At 37.5% G+C, this 15129-nt stretch carries 13 protein-coding genes; 11 read left to right on the top strand and 2 right to left on the bottom strand.

What is annotated here, in order from left to right; all coding sequences use genetic code 11:
- The first annotated feature begins 55 nt into the window (after positions 1–55).
- On the top strand, positions 56–2356 hold the full coding sequence (locus MOC86_RS16550; protein ID WP_268585134.1) for a DNA internalization-related competence protein ComEC/Rec2: 2301 nt from the start codon (positions 56–58) through the stop codon (positions 2354–2356).
- 84 nt (positions 2357–2440) lie between these two features.
- Here MOC86_RS16550 and MOC86_RS16545 read toward each other — a convergent pair whose 3' ends face one another.
- Complete coding sequence (locus tag MOC86_RS16545) at positions 2441–2575, bottom strand: YqzM family protein (RefSeq protein WP_019391415.1); 135 nt, start codon at positions 2573–2575, stop codon at positions 2441–2443.
- Positions 2576–2882: 307 nt separating this feature from the next.
- Here MOC86_RS16545 and holA point away from each other — a divergent pair, with 307 nt between their 5' ends.
- Positions 2883–3881 carry a DNA polymerase III subunit delta gene (gene holA / locus MOC86_RS16540; protein WP_268585133.1) on the top strand — a complete coding sequence of 333 codons (999 nt, stop codon included), beginning with the start codon at positions 2883–2885 and terminating at the stop codon, positions 3879–3881.
- Between the two features lie 37 nt (positions 3882–3918).
- Here holA and rpsT read toward each other — a convergent pair whose 3' ends face one another.
- Positions 3919–4185 carry a 30S ribosomal protein S20 gene (rpsT, locus tag MOC86_RS16535; RefSeq protein WP_061802041.1) on the bottom strand — a complete coding sequence of 89 codons (267 nt, stop codon included), beginning with the start codon at positions 4183–4185 and terminating at the stop codon, positions 3919–3921.
- Between the two features lie 244 nt (positions 4186–4429).
- Here rpsT and gpr point away from each other — a divergent pair, with 244 nt between their 5' ends.
- The 9 genes from gpr to prmA all read left to right on the top strand — a co-directional run bounded on the left by gpr (position 4430) and on the right by prmA (position 15121).
- Positions 4430–5554 (top strand): GPR endopeptidase, encoded by a 1125-nt coding sequence (gene gpr, locus MOC86_RS16530; RefSeq protein WP_019391418.1) that lies wholly within the window; start codon positions 4430–4432, stop codon positions 5552–5554.
- Between the two features lie 180 nt (positions 5555–5734).
- On the top strand, positions 5735–6070 hold the full coding sequence (locus MOC86_RS16525; protein WP_019391419.1) for a YqxA family protein: 336 nt from the start codon (positions 5735–5737) through the stop codon (positions 6068–6070).
- 105 nt (positions 6071–6175) lie between these two features.
- Positions 6176–8005, top strand: a complete 1830-nt coding sequence (gene lepA, locus MOC86_RS16520; protein WP_040056822.1) for a translation elongation factor 4 — start codon at positions 6176–6178, stop codon at positions 8003–8005.
- A gap of 71 nt (positions 8006–8076) precedes the next feature.
- On the top strand, positions 8077–9216 hold the full coding sequence (hemW, locus tag MOC86_RS16515; RefSeq protein WP_268585132.1) for a radical SAM family heme chaperone HemW: 1140 nt from the start codon (positions 8077–8079) through the stop codon (positions 9214–9216).
- A gap of 85 nt (positions 9217–9301) precedes the next feature.
- Positions 9302–10333, top strand: a complete 1032-nt coding sequence (gene hrcA, locus MOC86_RS16510) for a heat-inducible transcriptional repressor HrcA (protein ID WP_019391422.1) — start codon at positions 9302–9304, stop codon at positions 10331–10333.
- Between the two features lie 53 nt (positions 10334–10386).
- Positions 10387–10971 carry a nucleotide exchange factor GrpE gene (grpE, locus tag MOC86_RS16505; RefSeq protein ID WP_019391423.1) on the top strand — a complete coding sequence of 195 codons (585 nt, stop codon included), beginning with the start codon at positions 10387–10389 and terminating at the stop codon, positions 10969–10971.
- Positions 10972–11002: 31 nt separating this feature from the next.
- A complete protein-coding gene (dnaK, locus tag MOC86_RS16500) occupies positions 11003–12835 on the top strand; it encodes a molecular chaperone DnaK (protein ID WP_040056820.1) in 1833 nt (610 codons plus the stop codon).
- Positions 12836–13010: 175 nt separating this feature from the next.
- Positions 13011–14135, top strand: a complete 1125-nt coding sequence (gene dnaJ, locus MOC86_RS16495; protein WP_268585131.1) for a molecular chaperone DnaJ — start codon at positions 13011–13013, stop codon at positions 14133–14135.
- Between the two features lie 44 nt (positions 14136–14179).
- The gene (gene prmA, locus MOC86_RS16490) at positions 14180–15121 is read left to right on the top strand and encodes a 50S ribosomal protein L11 methyltransferase (protein ID WP_268585130.1); all 942 of its coding nucleotides are present in this window, start codon (positions 14180–14182) and stop codon (positions 15119–15121) included.
- Positions 15122–15129 lie beyond the last annotated feature (8 nt).

The raw sequence follows: 15129 nt of genomic DNA, 5'->3' as shown, positions 1-15129 counted from the left end.
TGATAAAAGGAGGAGAGAGCATTTTTCTCCTCCTTTTTAAAAGAAAGGAGTTTTTGTGAAAGGACAGTGGATTTATGTATCGTTGTTTGTAAGTCTAGCTCTTTTTATTAGCCGTTTTTATAATGAAATCACCCTTTATATAGTGTTTATAATGGTTAGTATCTTTGTTATAAAAAGAACAAGCTCCACGACTGCTGTGATTTGTTTCCTCGCTTTTTTTCTTACTATTTTTTATTACTTCTATACTGAAAGTAGAAATAACTCTGTTCTTTCTACTCATCAGACGACTTTCAACGGAAAGCTTTCTTCTATTCCTCGTATAAACGGTAATTTTCTTTCTTTTTCTTTTCAAACAGAACAAGGTGAAACAGTTCAGTCTTATTACAAAATAAGAAATGAACAGGAGCAAAAGTTACTAAAACAGTTAAGGGTAGGAATGAATTGTAGGGTAGAAGGTGCATTAGAAATTCCGAAGCAAAATCGAAATCCAGGCCTTTTTAATTACAGAGAATATTTATATTTTCAAAGAATCCATTGGACAATGACTGTAAGCGACATCCAAGAATGTCAGTATCAACAAAGAACGATATTTTTTGCTGGGCTAAGACAATCAGGAATCCAACGTATGAACACACATATTAGCCCACCTCTTAATGCATTCGTTAATGCACTTGTTTTCGGGAGTCGGGAAGACTTTAATGAAGAAACAATTATGTTATATGAAACACAAGGAGTTGTACACCTTTTGGCCATTTCAGGTTTGCATGTTGGTCTTTTAGTTGGGGGAGCCTTTTTAATTTTACTTCGTCTTGGTTTAACAAGAGAGCATAGTGCACTCTTTCTCCTTTTTACTTTACCAATATATAGTATATTAACAGGAGCTTCTCCATCTGTTGTAAGATCAGTTGTGATGAGTATGATTGTGCTCTTTTTATATATAATAGGATGGAGACGTAAGCTGAGTGGGGTTGATGTTCTAGCTCTCTGTTTTCTAGCCCTTACAATAAATTCCCCATATGCTGTATTTAATGCAGGTTTCCAATTATCTTTTGTTGTTACCTTTTTTATATTATTATCACATCGTATTATCTCCAAATCCTCTCACTTTCTATGGCAGCTTATTGCTCTATCCCTCATAGCTCAGCTCGCTTCCATTCCTCTTTTACTTTATCATTTCTATGAATTTTCGCTTTTAAGTTTTTTCTTAAATCTTTTTTTTGTACCTTTTTTCTCTTTTATACTGCTGCCAGCAAGTCTTTTTCTTTTTTTTACAAGTGGAATAGTGCCTGTTATTCCTCAAGCTGTTGAAACCGTTACCCTCTTCTTTGTGGAATGGAGTACAGAACTGCTTCGCAGCGCAGGGAATGTTCATTTTTCAATCATTACAACAGGAAAGCTGAATGCATGGCAGTTTTGTCTTCTTTATGTAGTTATCTTTTACGTTTGCTTTCAAATTGAAAAAGCACAAAGATTAAAAGATATCCTACCTTCTTCATTACTTCTTGTGATTTGTTTAAGTTTTTACTGTTTTATGCCTTACATAAATCCAAACGGAGAGGTTTCAGTCATTGATGTTGGGCAAGGAGACAGCATTTTAATTCAGCTCCCATTTCGCAAAGCCGTTTATTTAATTGATACAGGGGGCTCGATTTCATTTCAACAAGAAGAATGGGAGAAGCGCCAAACAACATTTAGCGTCGGAAAAGACATTGTTCATCCATACTTAAAATCAAAGGGTATTACTTCAATTACTAAACTTATCATAACGCACGGAGATCATGATCATGGAGGAAGCGCATTAGAGTTGTTAGATCTTGTAGACGTAAAAGAACTTGTTCTTGGAAAGAAAAAATTGTTTTCAGAGCTTGAACAAGAATTGGTAAGAGAAACTATGAAGAGAGGTACTCCATTAACTCTTGTAGGAAGTGGCGATGTTTGGAAAGAAGGAGAACATACTTTTAATGTGCTCGCTCCTTTTGGAATGGAGGAGGATACAAATGAGCAGTCAATCGTTATATATACAGTATTCAGAAATCAACGTTGGCTTTTTACAGGAGATTTAGGTGAGGAAGGAGAGCGAAAATTAATAGAAACGTTCCCTGCTTTGGAAGTTGATGTTCTAAAAGTCGGACATCATGGTAGCAAAACTTCAACATCTACCTTTTTTCTAGAGAAGATACAACCTTCTTACGGACTAGTTTCAGCAGGAGAAGATAATCGTTATAATCACCCGCATCATGAAGTTTTAGAACGCTTAGAACAAAATCATGTGAAAATTTTTAGAACAGATAAACAAGGTGCACTTATTTACCGTTTTTCAAGGAAAGCTGGAACGTTTCAGACGACTTTACCATAGTATGTAGTACAATATAAAAAGCCTCAAGCCGCTGTACATTTACAACGGCTTGAGATGTTTTAGAAATAGAAGCGTTTTCAATTTTTAAGATGCAAAGTAATCAATTAGAGTGCCAATAATAAATATGGTTGCAAAGAAGCCAAAAGAAACAACAAAACCAACAGCTGAATCAACAGCGTCATTTCGCTTACTTTGAACACTTTGTTCAAATTTATTCATTGTACCCCCTCCTAATTTAAGTATAAACATTAAATTGGAAAAAATCTACACCTTTCTCACATACCGAGCTTCCACGTTTAGAAAGAGTTGTCACAAATACTTTCCCTGCAAAAGGTCATGATATGTAGTAAGAATTCTCATTAACTAAAAAGTAACCTAGGGCTTTTCGGTTAATGTTTACTATAGATTTGAGAGCACCTTTTTGAGGTGCTCTCACTTAGTTTATGCAAGAATATTGTAACAGTTGTCAATTTAAAAGGACAAAGCTAAGATAGAAGGAGACGTAGAAAATAAGGGAGACAAAAGTGTGAAAGTACAAGAACTAAAAGAAATAAAGTCACTATCACCGGTTTATTTGCTACAGGGAATTAATTCCTTCTTATTGAAGGATGCAAAGCAGAAAATCATTGAAAAAACACTTACAGAGGAAGAGCAGGAATTTAATTTAGCCTCATTTGATTTAGAGGAAACACCAATTGAAACGGTTATAGAAGATGCGGAAACATTGCCCTTTTTAGGGGAAAAAAGAGTGGTTATAGCAGAAAATGCGACCTTTTTGACAGCAGAAAAGCAAAAAGTTGAGCATAATGTAGATGTTCTTATCCGCTATTTAGAAGAACCTGCACCGTTCAGTGTTCTTATTATTGTAGCACCTTACGAGAAATTGGACGAGCGAAAGAAAGTAACGAAGAAGCTAAAAACGAAAAGCACTCATCTTGAAGCAAATGAATTAACAGAAGGTGAGCTTAAAAACTGGGTTAAAGCAGAAGTAGCAAAGGCTGGACTAACCATAACGGATGAAGCTCTTGCGGAATTTATAGAGCTAACAGGGATGAAGCTAACAATTGTACATATGGAGCTTGCAAAACTCCTCTTATATGGGGAGGAAATTACAGAAGAGCTTGTTCATCAGCTTGTTTCAAAGTCGCTTGAACAAAATGTATTCGCGCTAGTTGAAGCATTCATTCATGGCCGAACTGTTGACACTATTACAATTTACAGAGATTTACTTCGTAATAATGAGGAGCCAATTAAGATTTTGGCTTTGCTTGTATCGCAAATCCGACTTGTTTATCACTCAAAGCGCTTATCGAATCAAGGCTACGGTCAAAAACAAATTAGTCAAGCTTTAAAAGTTCATCCTTTCCGAGTTAAATTAGCTATTGGACAAGGTCGAAGCTTCTCTACAGATCATCTTCTGAATTTGTTAAAAGATTTAGCACGAGCTGATTTCGAGATGAAAACAGGAAAAATGGATAAAGCTCTTTTACTTGAGCTTTTGTTTATGAAAAAATATGAAGCCTAAAAAAACCCCCAACACGAATGTTGGGGTTTTTTTACAATTATGCAGAGATGCTGTTTAATTGTTTTGCTAGACGAGATTTTTGACGAGCAGCCGCGTTTTTATGGATGATTCCTTTACGTGCAGCTTTGTCAATTTTTTTAGATGCTGTTGCATAAGCAGCTTTAGCGTTGTCAGCGTCTTGGTTAGTAACAAGAGCTTCGAAGTTTTTCACTGCAGTACGCATAGCAGATTTAATTTGTGCATTATGAACACGACGAGCGTCGTTTGTTTTAACACGTTTAATAGCAGATTTGATATTAGCCAATCTTTTCACCTCCTAGAAAGATAAAAATCGAGGTTTAACCGCTCGATGTTATTGCAATAAGAACAAGTGATATTCTATCAAACACCGCATTAGAATGCAATAGAAAGAAAAATGGAAAGAAAGAAATTTATTTAAAAAAGGGTTTCAAACTGTAAAAAGGGTGTCTTAAAAAAGGAGGAGAAGTGCATGAACAGATTCTAATAGGTGAAACTATCCATATGATTCGCAAGAAGGAGGAAAAAAAGTGAGCGAAAAATTAGATTTAAGTAAATATGGAGTCAGAACGGATTTAGCTATTGAAGAACATGAGATGCTTGTCCAAGAACGAGAAACAAAAGCAAATGTTAAAGAAAGTGAAGGTGCAATAGAAGGAGTTATTATCAAAGAAAGAGAAGATGGCGGCGTAAAAATTACCTCTGTAGAGATTACAGAAGAAGGCGCTGAAAAAATGGGGAAGAAGAAAGGGCAATATTTGACACTTGAAACAGTTGGAATTCGTAATCAAGATACAGAACTTCAGGAAGAAATGGAGAGGGTATTTGCTAAAGAGTTTCATCATTTCTTAGAAGGAATTGGAGTCACAAAGGAAATGAGCTGTCTTATCGTTGGTTTAGGAAACCGAAATGTTACTCCTGATGCGCTTGGTCCTCTTGTAACAGAAAATCTCGTCATTACACGTCACTTATTTAAAATCGAGCCTGAAAGTGTTGAAGAAGGATTTAGATCAGTAAGTGCGCTAACTCCAGGAGTGATGGGGGTGACGGGAATTGAAACAAGTGACATTATTGACGGAGTTATAAAAAAGGTAAATCCTGATTTTGTTGTGGCTATTGATGCACTTGCTGCACGTTCTCTTGAAAGAGTGAATGCAACCATTCAGATTGCTGATAGCGGGATTCATCCAGGCTCTGGAGTTGGCAACAAACGAAAAGAGCTTAGCTATGAGACGCTTGGTATTCCTGTAATTGCAATCGGCATTCCAACGGTTGTAGATGCTGTTTCTATTACAAGCGATACAATTGATTTTATCTTAAAGCATTTAGGGCGCGAACAAAGTGAACAAGGAAAACCGTCTAAATCGCTTGTTCCAGCTGGTATGACATTTGGAGAAAAAAGAACGTTAACAGATGAAGATTTGCCAAGTGAACAAGAAAGACAAACGTATATGGGAGTTGTAGGGACACTTGAAGAAGAAGAGAAACGTCGCCTTATTCATGAAGTTCTTTCTCCACTTGGGCACAATTTAATGGTCACCCCAAAGGAAGTAGATTCTTTTATTGGATCAATGGCTAATGTATTAGCAGGTGGACTGAATGCGGCTTTACATGAAAAGATTGATCAAGAAAACTTCGGCTCATATACCCATTAAAAATCTATGAGATGTTCTACTCTTTCTATTTCTCACATAGTTATGATAGAGAAAATGAGAGAGTAGAACATTTTGGTATGTTTAAGGTGTTAACACCCTGCTATCCTCTCATGCTTTTGTATGAAAAAACCGTTGATTAGTCATAATGGAAAGTAAATCACAAAAAGTGGGGGCGAAAAAATGTTTCGTTTTTTTATAAAATGTTTTTTTATCACGCTTTTGCTTGCTTTTGGGGTATTAGTTGGAATGCAGGTGTCTAATGAAGGGCTTATCAAAATGAAGGGCTATGATGATCCTAACTTCTCAAACGCTTTAACCGTAGAGAAAAACGACCGAGGATATGCAGAAGCCGAAGTGTTAGGAGAGAATGTAGAGCTTCTTGACATTGAAGAGAAGCAAAGAATGCTTGAAGAACGAAAAGCATTCAACATCTTTTCTTCTACAGGTCAGCATCTATCAAAAATGGTAAAAGGCGGAGTTGATGCCTTTTTTAATTTTATTGATGGAATTGTATAAGATGCAAAACAGTGCACCCTACGTTGAATAAGATTGAATCTTTACCAATACACTGTTATAATTTATGCTAGTGTATTGTGTAGTTTAGTAGGAGTGTGGATACGTATGGATAAACAAGCAAAGCTAGAGCGTCAGTCACGCATTCGAAACTTTTCCATTATTGCTCATATTGATCATGGAAAATCGACGCTAGCAGACCGGATTCTAGAGAAAACGAATGCGCTGTCACAGCGTGAAATGAAGCAACAACTTTTAGATTCAATGGATTTAGAACGTGAACGCGGGATTACAATTAAGTTGAATGCCGTTCAGTTAACATATAAAGCTAGCGATGGTGAGGAGTATATCTTCCATTTAATCGACACGCCTGGACACGTCGATTTTACATATGAAGTATCGCGAAGCCTAGCTGCTTGTGAAGGGGCCATTCTTGTTGTAGATGCAGCACAGGGAATTGAAGCTCAAACGTTAGCGAACGTTTATTTAGCACTTGATAACGATCTTGAAATTTTACCTGTTATTAATAAAATTGATTTGCCAAGTGCAGAGCCTGAGCGCGTTCGCCAAGAAGTAGAAGATGTAATTGGTTTAGATGCATCAGAAGCTGTTCTTGCTTCCGCAAAAGCGGGAATCGGAATCGAAGAAATTTTAGAAGAAATCGTTAAAAAAGTTCCTGCACCAACAGGAGATCCGTTCGGTCCGTTACAAGCTCTTATCTTTGATTCATTATACGACCCCTACAGAGGGGTTGTTGCCTACATCCGAATCGTAGAAGGTTCTGTTAAAGTAGGAGACAAAATTAAAATGATGGCAACAGGCAAGGAATTTGAAGTAACAGAGCTTGGAGTTTTTAATCCAAAACCTATTGCAAAAGATGAGCTAAGCGTTGGGGACGTAGGATTCTTGACAGCAGCCATTAAAAATGTAGGAGATACACGCGTAGGGGATACGATTACTCACGTGAAAAACGGGGCATCGGAACCTCTTCCAGGTTACCGTCGCTTAAAGCCAATGGTGTTCTGTGGGCTTTATCCTGTTGATTCTGCAAGATACAACGACCTTCGTGATGCGCTTGAGAAGCTTGAATTAAATGACTCAGCGCTAGAATTTGAGCCTGAAACATCACAAGCGTTAGGGTTTGGTTTCCGATGTGGATTTTTAGGACTTCTTCATATGGAAATCATTCAGGAGCGTATTGAGCGTGAATTTAACATTGATTTAATTACAACAGCGCCAAGCGTAATTTATGAAGTGCATACAACAAGTGATGAGCGTTTAACCATTGACAACCCATCTAATATGCCTGATGCGCAGAAAATCAATCATGTTGAAGAGCCTTATGTGAAAGCAACAATTATGGTTCCGAACGATTATGTCGGTCCAGTTATGGAACTTTGTCAACGTAAACGTGGTGATTTCATTGATATGCAATACTTGGATGAAAACCGAGTGAACGTTGTATATGAAATTCCACTTTCTGAAATTGTTTATGATTTCTTTGATCAGCTTAAGTCAAATACAAAAGGTTATGCTTCATTTGACTATGAGTTGATTGGATATAAAGAATCTAAGCTTGTGAAGATGGATATTTTGTTAAACGGTGAAAATGTTGATGCTCTATCCTTTATCGTGCATAGAGACTTTGCATATGAACGTGGAAAAGTCATCGTTGAAAAACTGAAAAAATTAATTCCTCGCCAGCAGTTTGAAGTTCCAATTCAAGCTGCCATTGGTCAAAAGATTGTAGCTCGTTCAAACATTAAAGCAATTCGTAAAAACGTATTGTCTAAATGTTACGGAGGAGATATTTCTCGTAAGCGTAAGCTGTTAGAGAAACAAAAAGAAGGTAAGAAGAGAATGAAACAAATCGGATCTGTTGAAGTACCACAAGAAGCTTTCATGGCTGTACTTCAAATGGACGAAGACGATAAATAAGAAAGACGAATACCGCAGAGCCTGCTCTGCGGTATTCGCTATGTTTTAATCATATAAAGAGGTGAAACCGTATGATTCACGCTGCATACTTGCATATTCCGTTTTGTCATCACATTTGTCACTACTGTGATTTTAATAAAGTCTTTTTTGAAAATCAGCCTGTTGAACAATATTTAGAAGCTGTAAATAAAGAGATGCAAAAAACAATGGAAAACTTTCCAACAGATTATTTTAAAACGATCTTTGTTGGAGGAGGAACACCAACAGCTTTAACAGGAGAGCAGCTTGAAGTGTTTTTACAAGGAGTAAAAAAATACTTACCGTTTGATGAAGAAACAGAGTATACATTTGAGGCAAATCCAAATGAATTAACAGTAGAAAAGCTTCAACTGATGAAAAAGTATGGAGTAAATAGATTAAGCATCGGTGTACAAACATTTAACGAAGAGCTTTTAAAAAAAATTGGGCGTGTGCATACTAACAGTCAAGTTGAACAAGTTATTGCACAAGCAAAAGAGCATGGGTTTCATAATATAAGCATTGATCTCATGTATAACTTACCAGGTCAAACAATGGAAGACTTTAAGCAGTCTATTGAAAAAGCCGTTTCACTTAATGTTCCTCACATCTCTTCTTACTCACTTATTGTAGAACCGAAGACTGTATTCTATAATTTGCATCGAAAAGGAAAGCTTCACTTGCTTCCTCAAGAAAAAGAAGCTGAAATGTATGAATACTTAATGGATACACTAGCAAGTGAAGGATATGAGCAATATGAAATTAGTAATTTTGCGAAAAAGGGCTTTGAAAGCAAACATAATTTAACGTATTGGGAGAATAACGAATATTTTGGAATAGGTGCTGGTGCACATGGGTATATGAATGAGGTACGCCGAGCGAATGCAGGACCTTTAAAAAAATATATTCATGCTGTGGAAGAAAAAGGACATGCTTATATTGAAGAGCATAAAGTAACAGAAGCTGAAAAGATGGAAGAGGAAATGTTTCTTGGGTTAAGAAAAGGCGAGGGCGTGAACAAAGCCATTTTCGAAACAAAGTTTTCTCGGTCAATGGGTAGCATTTTCTATGAACAGATTGAAGATTTGAAAAAGAGAGGGCTTCTTGAAGAAGATGAACAACGCGTATTTCTAACTCGTCAAGGAAAACTTCTTGGTAACGAAGTTTTTTCACAATTTATTGGTGTTATCTAAATTATTGACAGCCACAATCTGATTTGGTAACTTAATAATAGATTTAGCACTCATCTAACTAGAGTGCTAACAGAGGTGATGTCAAGTGCTTACAATGCGTCAATTATTGATTCTACAAGCAATTGTTGATGACTTTGTTCAGTCTGCTCAGCCAATTGGATCAAGAACTCTTTCTAAGAAAGATACTATTCAATTTAGTTCTGCAACGATTCGTAATGAAATGGCGGACTTAGAGGAGCTTGGATTTATTGAAAAGACCCACAGCTCATCTGGGCGGGTTCCAAGTGAGAAGGGCTATCGCTATTATGTTGATCATCTGCTGTCTCCACAGCTTTTAACAGGATCAGAGATGAAAGTTGTTAAATCACTTTTTGCTGAGCAAGTTTTTGAACTTGAAAAAGTAGTTCAAAATGCAGCAACAATTCTTTCAGAGATGACGAATTTAACGTCCATTGCTTTAGGACCTAGTGCAGTGAGTCACAAAGTACGTCAGCTCCAAATTTTACCTCTTTCAGAAGGAATGGCTGTTGCAATTATTGTAACGGATACAGGATATGTAGAAAGTAAAACTATTACATTACCTTCTGCTGTTCACTCAAGCGATTTAGAAAAGATGGTAAATATTTTAAATGAACGACTTGTTGATGTTCCAATTAGTGAATTGCATGATAAGATTTACAAAGAAGTTGCTACTCTGTTAAAATCGCACTTGGAAAACTACGAAGAAACAATCGAAATGCTTGATGGTATTTTGACGTTTCCAAGTTCTCAAAAGATTTATATTGGGGGCAAAACTAATATTTTGACACAGCCTGAATTTCACGATGTGTCTAAAATGCGTTCTCTGCTTGAAGTGATGGAAAAAGGAGATCCTTTTTATCCTTTACTTCACACAGATGAAGCAGGGATTCAGGTGAAAATAGGTCGTGAAATTAATATGGCCCAAATGGATGAATGCAGTTTAATTACTGCCACGTATTCTATAAAAGCTCAGCAGTTTGGCACAATTGCTATCTTAGGGCCAACAAGAATGCCGTATGGACGTATTATTAGCTTGTTACAGCTTATTACAAGTGACCTTTCTAAAGCATTAACACACTTGTATCAAAAAGAGTAACAAGGGAAATATTGATAAAAGTTATTTTAGCCATTAGAGGGAGGTGAACAGGCATGTCAAACGAAAAAAACGTAATCAATGAAGAAGTAGAAGCTAAAGATGAAGTACAAGAGGATATTGAAGCTGAAGCAAACGAATCTCAGCCTGTTGAAGGACAGGAAGAGGGCATTGAAGAACAAGAAGCTGAAGAAAGCGAAGTTGAAGAGCTTAAACGTAAGCTTGAAGAGCAAGAAAACCGCTATCTTCGTTTACAAGCTGACTTCGATAACTCACGTCGTCGTGCTAAGCTTGATCTAGAAGCAGAGCGTAAGTATCGTGCTCAAAGTTTAGCAGAAGACATTTTACCTGCTCTTGATAACTTTGACAGAGCGCTTAGCGTTGAAACAGACGACGAGCAAACACAGTCTATTCTAAAAGGAATGACAATGGTGTACAATCAGCTTGTTGAAGCGCTGAAGAAAGAAGGCGTAGAGGCAATTGAAGCTGTTGGGCAACCATTTGATCCATATCAGCATCAAGCAATTATGCAAGTTTCGGATGATTCTTTTGATTCAAACGTTGTAGTAGAAGAACTACAAAAAGGATACAAATTGAAAGATCGCATCATTCGACCTGCAATGGTAAAAGTAAACGAATAAAAACTTACATATTTCAAGGAGGGAATCTTAAGTGAGTAAGATTATTGGTATTGACTTAGGAACGACAAACTCATGTGTTGCAGTATTAGAAGGTGGGGAACCAAAAGTAATCCCTAATCCAGAAGGTGGACGTACAACTCCATCTGTTATCGCGTTTAAAAATGGTGAGCGTCAAGTAGGGGAAGTTGCAAAACGTCAAGCAATTACAAACCCTAACACAATCATCTCAATCAAACGTCATATGGGTACAGATCATAAAGTGGAAGTAGAAGGAAAAGAATATACTCCACAAGAGCTTTCAGCTGTTATTCTTCAGTATTTAAAATCATATGCAGAAGACTATCTTGGCGAGCCTGTAACAAAAGCTGTTATCACAGTACCTGCTTATTTTAACGATGCAGAGCGTCAAGCAACAAAAGATGCTGGTAAAATTGCTGGGCTTGAAGTTGAGCGTATCATCAATGAGCCAACAGCAGCAGCTCTTTCTTACGGCTTAGAAAAAACAGACGAAGATCAAACTGTTTTAGTATATGACCTTGGTGGCGGTACTTTTGACGTATCTATTCTTGAATTAGGAGATGGCGTTTTCGAAGTACGTTCAACAGCGGGTGACAACCGTCTTGGTGGAGATGACTTTGACCAAGTAATCATTGATCACTTAGTAGAAGAATTCAAAAAAGAAAACGGCATTGACCTTTCTAAAGATAAAATGGCTCTACAACGTCTAAAAGACGCTGCAGAAAAAGCGAAAAAAGATCTTTCAGGTGTATCTTCAACACAAATTTCTCTACCATTCATCACAGCTGGAGAAGCAGGTCCACTTCACTTAGAGCTTACATTAAGCCGCGCTAAGTTCGAAGAGCTTTCAGCACACCTTGTAGAGAAAACAATGGGTCCTGTTCGTCAAGCAATTAAAGATGCTGGCGTTACAAAAAATGAAATTAATAAAGTTATTCTTGTTGGTGGTTCAACTCGTATCCCAGCTGTTCAAGAAGCAATTCAAAAAGAAGTTGGTCAAGAGCCACATAAAGGTGTAAACCCTGACGAAGTTGTAGCACTTGGTGCAGCTGTTCAAGGTGGAGTTTTAACAGGTGATGTTAAAGACGTTGTTTTACTTGACGTAACACCACTTTCACTTGGAATTGAAACAATGGGTGGCGTGTTCACAAAACTTATTGAGCGTAATACAACAATTCCAACAAGCAAATCACAAGTGTTCTCAACAGCTGCTGATAACCAAACAGCTGTAGATATCCACGTACTACAAGGTGAGCGTCCAATGTCTGCTGACAATAAAACATTAGGTCGTTTCCAATTATCAGATATTCCAGCAGCACCACGCGGAGTACCACAAATTGAAGTATCATTTGATATTGATAAGAATGGTATCGTAAACGTAAGTGCAAAAGACCTTGGTACAGGTAAAGAACAAAACATCACAATCAAGTCTTCTTCAGGTCTTTCTGATGAAGAAGTAGAACGCATGGTAAAAGAAGCAGAAGAAAATGCGGATGCTGATGCAAAACGTAAAGAAGAAATTGAATTACGTAATGAAGCAGATCAACTTGTTTTCACAACTGAGAAAACATTAAAAGATCTTGAAGGTAAAGTTGATGAAGCTGAAGTAACGAAAGCTAATGAAGCAAAAGACGCTCTAAAAGCTGCAATTGAGAAAAACGAACTTGAAGAAATCAAAGCGAAGAAAGATGAACTTCAAGAAATCGTTCAAGCTTTAACAATGAAGCTTTATGAGCAAGCACAACAAGCACAGCAGCAAGCTGGTGGCGATGCTTCTTCAGCTCAAGACGATAACGTTGTTGACGCTGAGTATGAAGAAGTAAAAGACGACAAAGAAAGCAAATAAGAGTGTGATTGAAAAGTCAAAGTCAGGCTTGCCTTGACTTTGGCTTTTTTTTTGAGATAGGAATTAGAATAAAAGGAACCATTTAATCATCACAAAAGAGGTTTTTTTAATGTTGCCACTATGTTTGTTTTGGTGATACAATTACCTCTATGTGAAGAATCGGGAGTGAGAACGAATGAGTAAAAGAGATTATTATGAAGTACTTGGAGTAGGGAAATCTGCTACCAAAGATGAAATTAAAAAATCGTATCGTAAGCTCTCAAAAAAGTATCATCCGGACATTAACAAAGATGCGGATGCACCTGAAAAATTTAAGGAAATTAAAGAAGCTTACGAAGTATTAAGTGATGATCAGAAGCGTGCCCACTATGATCAATTCGGCCATACCGATCCAAACCAAGGTGGATTTGGCGGCGGAGGAGACTTCAGCGGCGGGTTCGGCTTTGAGGATATTTTTAGCTCGTTTTTCGGTGGCGGTGGAGGCAGACGTCGTGATCCAAACGCCCCTCGACAAGGAGCAGATTTACAATATACAATGACGCTTTCTTTTGAAGAAGCAGCATTTGGAAAAGATACAACAATTGAGATTCCGCGCGAAGAAACGTGTGACACATGTGATGGAAGCGGTGCTAAACCAGGATCGAAAGTTGACACATGCTCACACTGTAACGGAAGCGGTCAGTTAAATGTCGAACAAAATACACCATTTGGTCGCATTGTTAATCGTCGTGTTTGTCATCATTGTAATGGAAGCGGAAAAATTATTCGTGATAAATGTTCAACATGTCATGGAGCAGGGAAAGTTAAAAAACAGAAGAAAATCAGCGTGAAAATTCCAGCAGGCGTTGATGATGGTCAGCAGCTGCGTGTTGCAGGTCAAGGTGAACCAGGGGTGAACGGTGGGCCTCCAGGAGATTTATTTGTTGTATTCTCAATTCGTGGGCATGAATTTTTTGAGCGCGAGGGAGACGACATTTATTGTGAAATGCCAATCACATTTTCACAAGCAGCACTTGGTGATGAAGTAGAAGTACCAACACTGCATGGAAAAGTAAAACTTAAAGTACCAGCAGGAACCCAAACAGGTACAAACTTCCGACTTCGCGGTAAAGGTGTGCCTAATGTGCGCGGATATGGCCAAGGAGATCAACATGTTGTTATTCTTGTTATTACGCCAACAAAATTGTCTGAAAAGCAAAAAGAGCTTCTCCGCGATTTTGCTGAAGAGAGTGGCGAAACAGTTGATGAACATGAAAATTCATTCTTTGACCGTGTGAAACGCGCGTTCAAAGGTGAATAATATAAAAATAAAAGAGAATTTAGAATGGAATGGAGTTGGTAGATATGAAATGGTCTGAAATTTGTATTCATACAACGAATGAAGCAATTGAACCGATTTCGAATATTTTACATGAAGCAGGTGCAAGTGGGGTCGTAATTGAAGACCCTACGGATTTAGTGAAGGAGTATGATACAACTTTTGGTGAAATCTACCAACTCAATTCTGAAGATTATCCAGATGACGGGGTTATTGTAAAAGCCTATTTACCTCTAAATAGTTTTCTTCCTGAGACAGTAGATGGCATTAAAGAGTCTATTAATGGTCTTTTATCTTATAATTTTGATCTTGGCCTGAATAAAGTGACAATTAGTGAAGTTCATGAAGAAGAATGGGCAACAGCTTGGAAAAAGTATTATCACCCAGTAAAAATCTCACAGCGTTTTACTATTGTGCCAACGTGGGAAGACTATGAGCCAGTAAGTACAGATGAACTTATTATTGAATTGGATCCAGGGATGGCTTTTGGAACGGGAACACATCCAACAACAGTTATGTCTCTTCAAGCACTTGAAGCAACAGTTCAAAAAGATGATACGGTAATTGATGTTGGAACAGGTTCTGGTGTATTAAGTATTGGAGCAGCCCTTCTTGAAGCTTCGCATGTGCGAGCGTATGATTTAGATGAAGTAGCGGTGAAATCAGCACGTGAAAACATTGAGCTAAACAGTGTGAATGAAGTCGTAACAGTTGGTCAAAACAACTTACTGAATGGTGTGGAAGGACAAGCTGATATTATTGTGGCCAATATTTTAGCTGAAATTATCGTTCGTTTTGTTGACGATGCTTATAAGCTTGTGAAAAACGGCGGTACGTTTATTACATCAGGTATTATTATGAACAAGAAAGAAGAAGTGAAAGAAGCATTAACAAAAGCAGGCTTCCTTATTGAAGAAGTTATGGTGATGGAAGACTGGGTAGCGATTATTGCGAAGAAAGAACAGTAAGTGGTGTA

The sequence above is a fragment of the Priestia endophytica genome (assembly GCF_026790145.1).
Lineage (GTDB): Bacteria > Bacillota > Bacilli > Bacillales > Bacillaceae_H > Bacillus_I > Bacillus_I endophytica_A.
The sequence above is the reverse complement of the archived record's forward strand: the minus strand, read 5'-3'. Positions and strand labels throughout refer to the sequence as shown.

Excerpts from the sequence above, each read along its gene's own strand:
- MOC86_RS16545 (WP_019391415.1), bottom strand. The coding sequence starts at position 2,575 with ATGAATAAATTTGAACAAAGTGTTCAAAGTAAGCGAAATGACGCTGTT.
- MOC86_RS16525 (WP_019391419.1), top strand. The coding sequence starts at position 5,735 with ATGTTTCGTTTTTTTATAAAATGTTTTTTTATCACGCTTTTGCTTGCT.
- lepA (WP_040056822.1), top strand. The coding sequence starts at position 6,176 with ATGGATAAACAAGCAAAGCTAGAGCGTCAGTCACGCATTCGAAACTTT.
- hemW (WP_268585132.1), top strand. The coding sequence starts at position 8,077 with ATGATTCACGCTGCATACTTGCATATTCCGTTTTGTCATCACATTTGT.
- grpE (WP_019391423.1), top strand. The coding sequence starts at position 10,387 with ATGTCAAACGAAAAAAACGTAATCAATGAAGAAGTAGAAGCTAAAGAT.
- dnaJ (WP_268585131.1), top strand. The coding sequence starts at position 13,011 with ATGAGTAAAAGAGATTATTATGAAGTACTTGGAGTAGGGAAATCTGCT.
- prmA (WP_268585130.1), top strand. The coding sequence starts at position 14,180 with ATGAAATGGTCTGAAATTTGTATTCATACAACGAATGAAGCAATTGAA.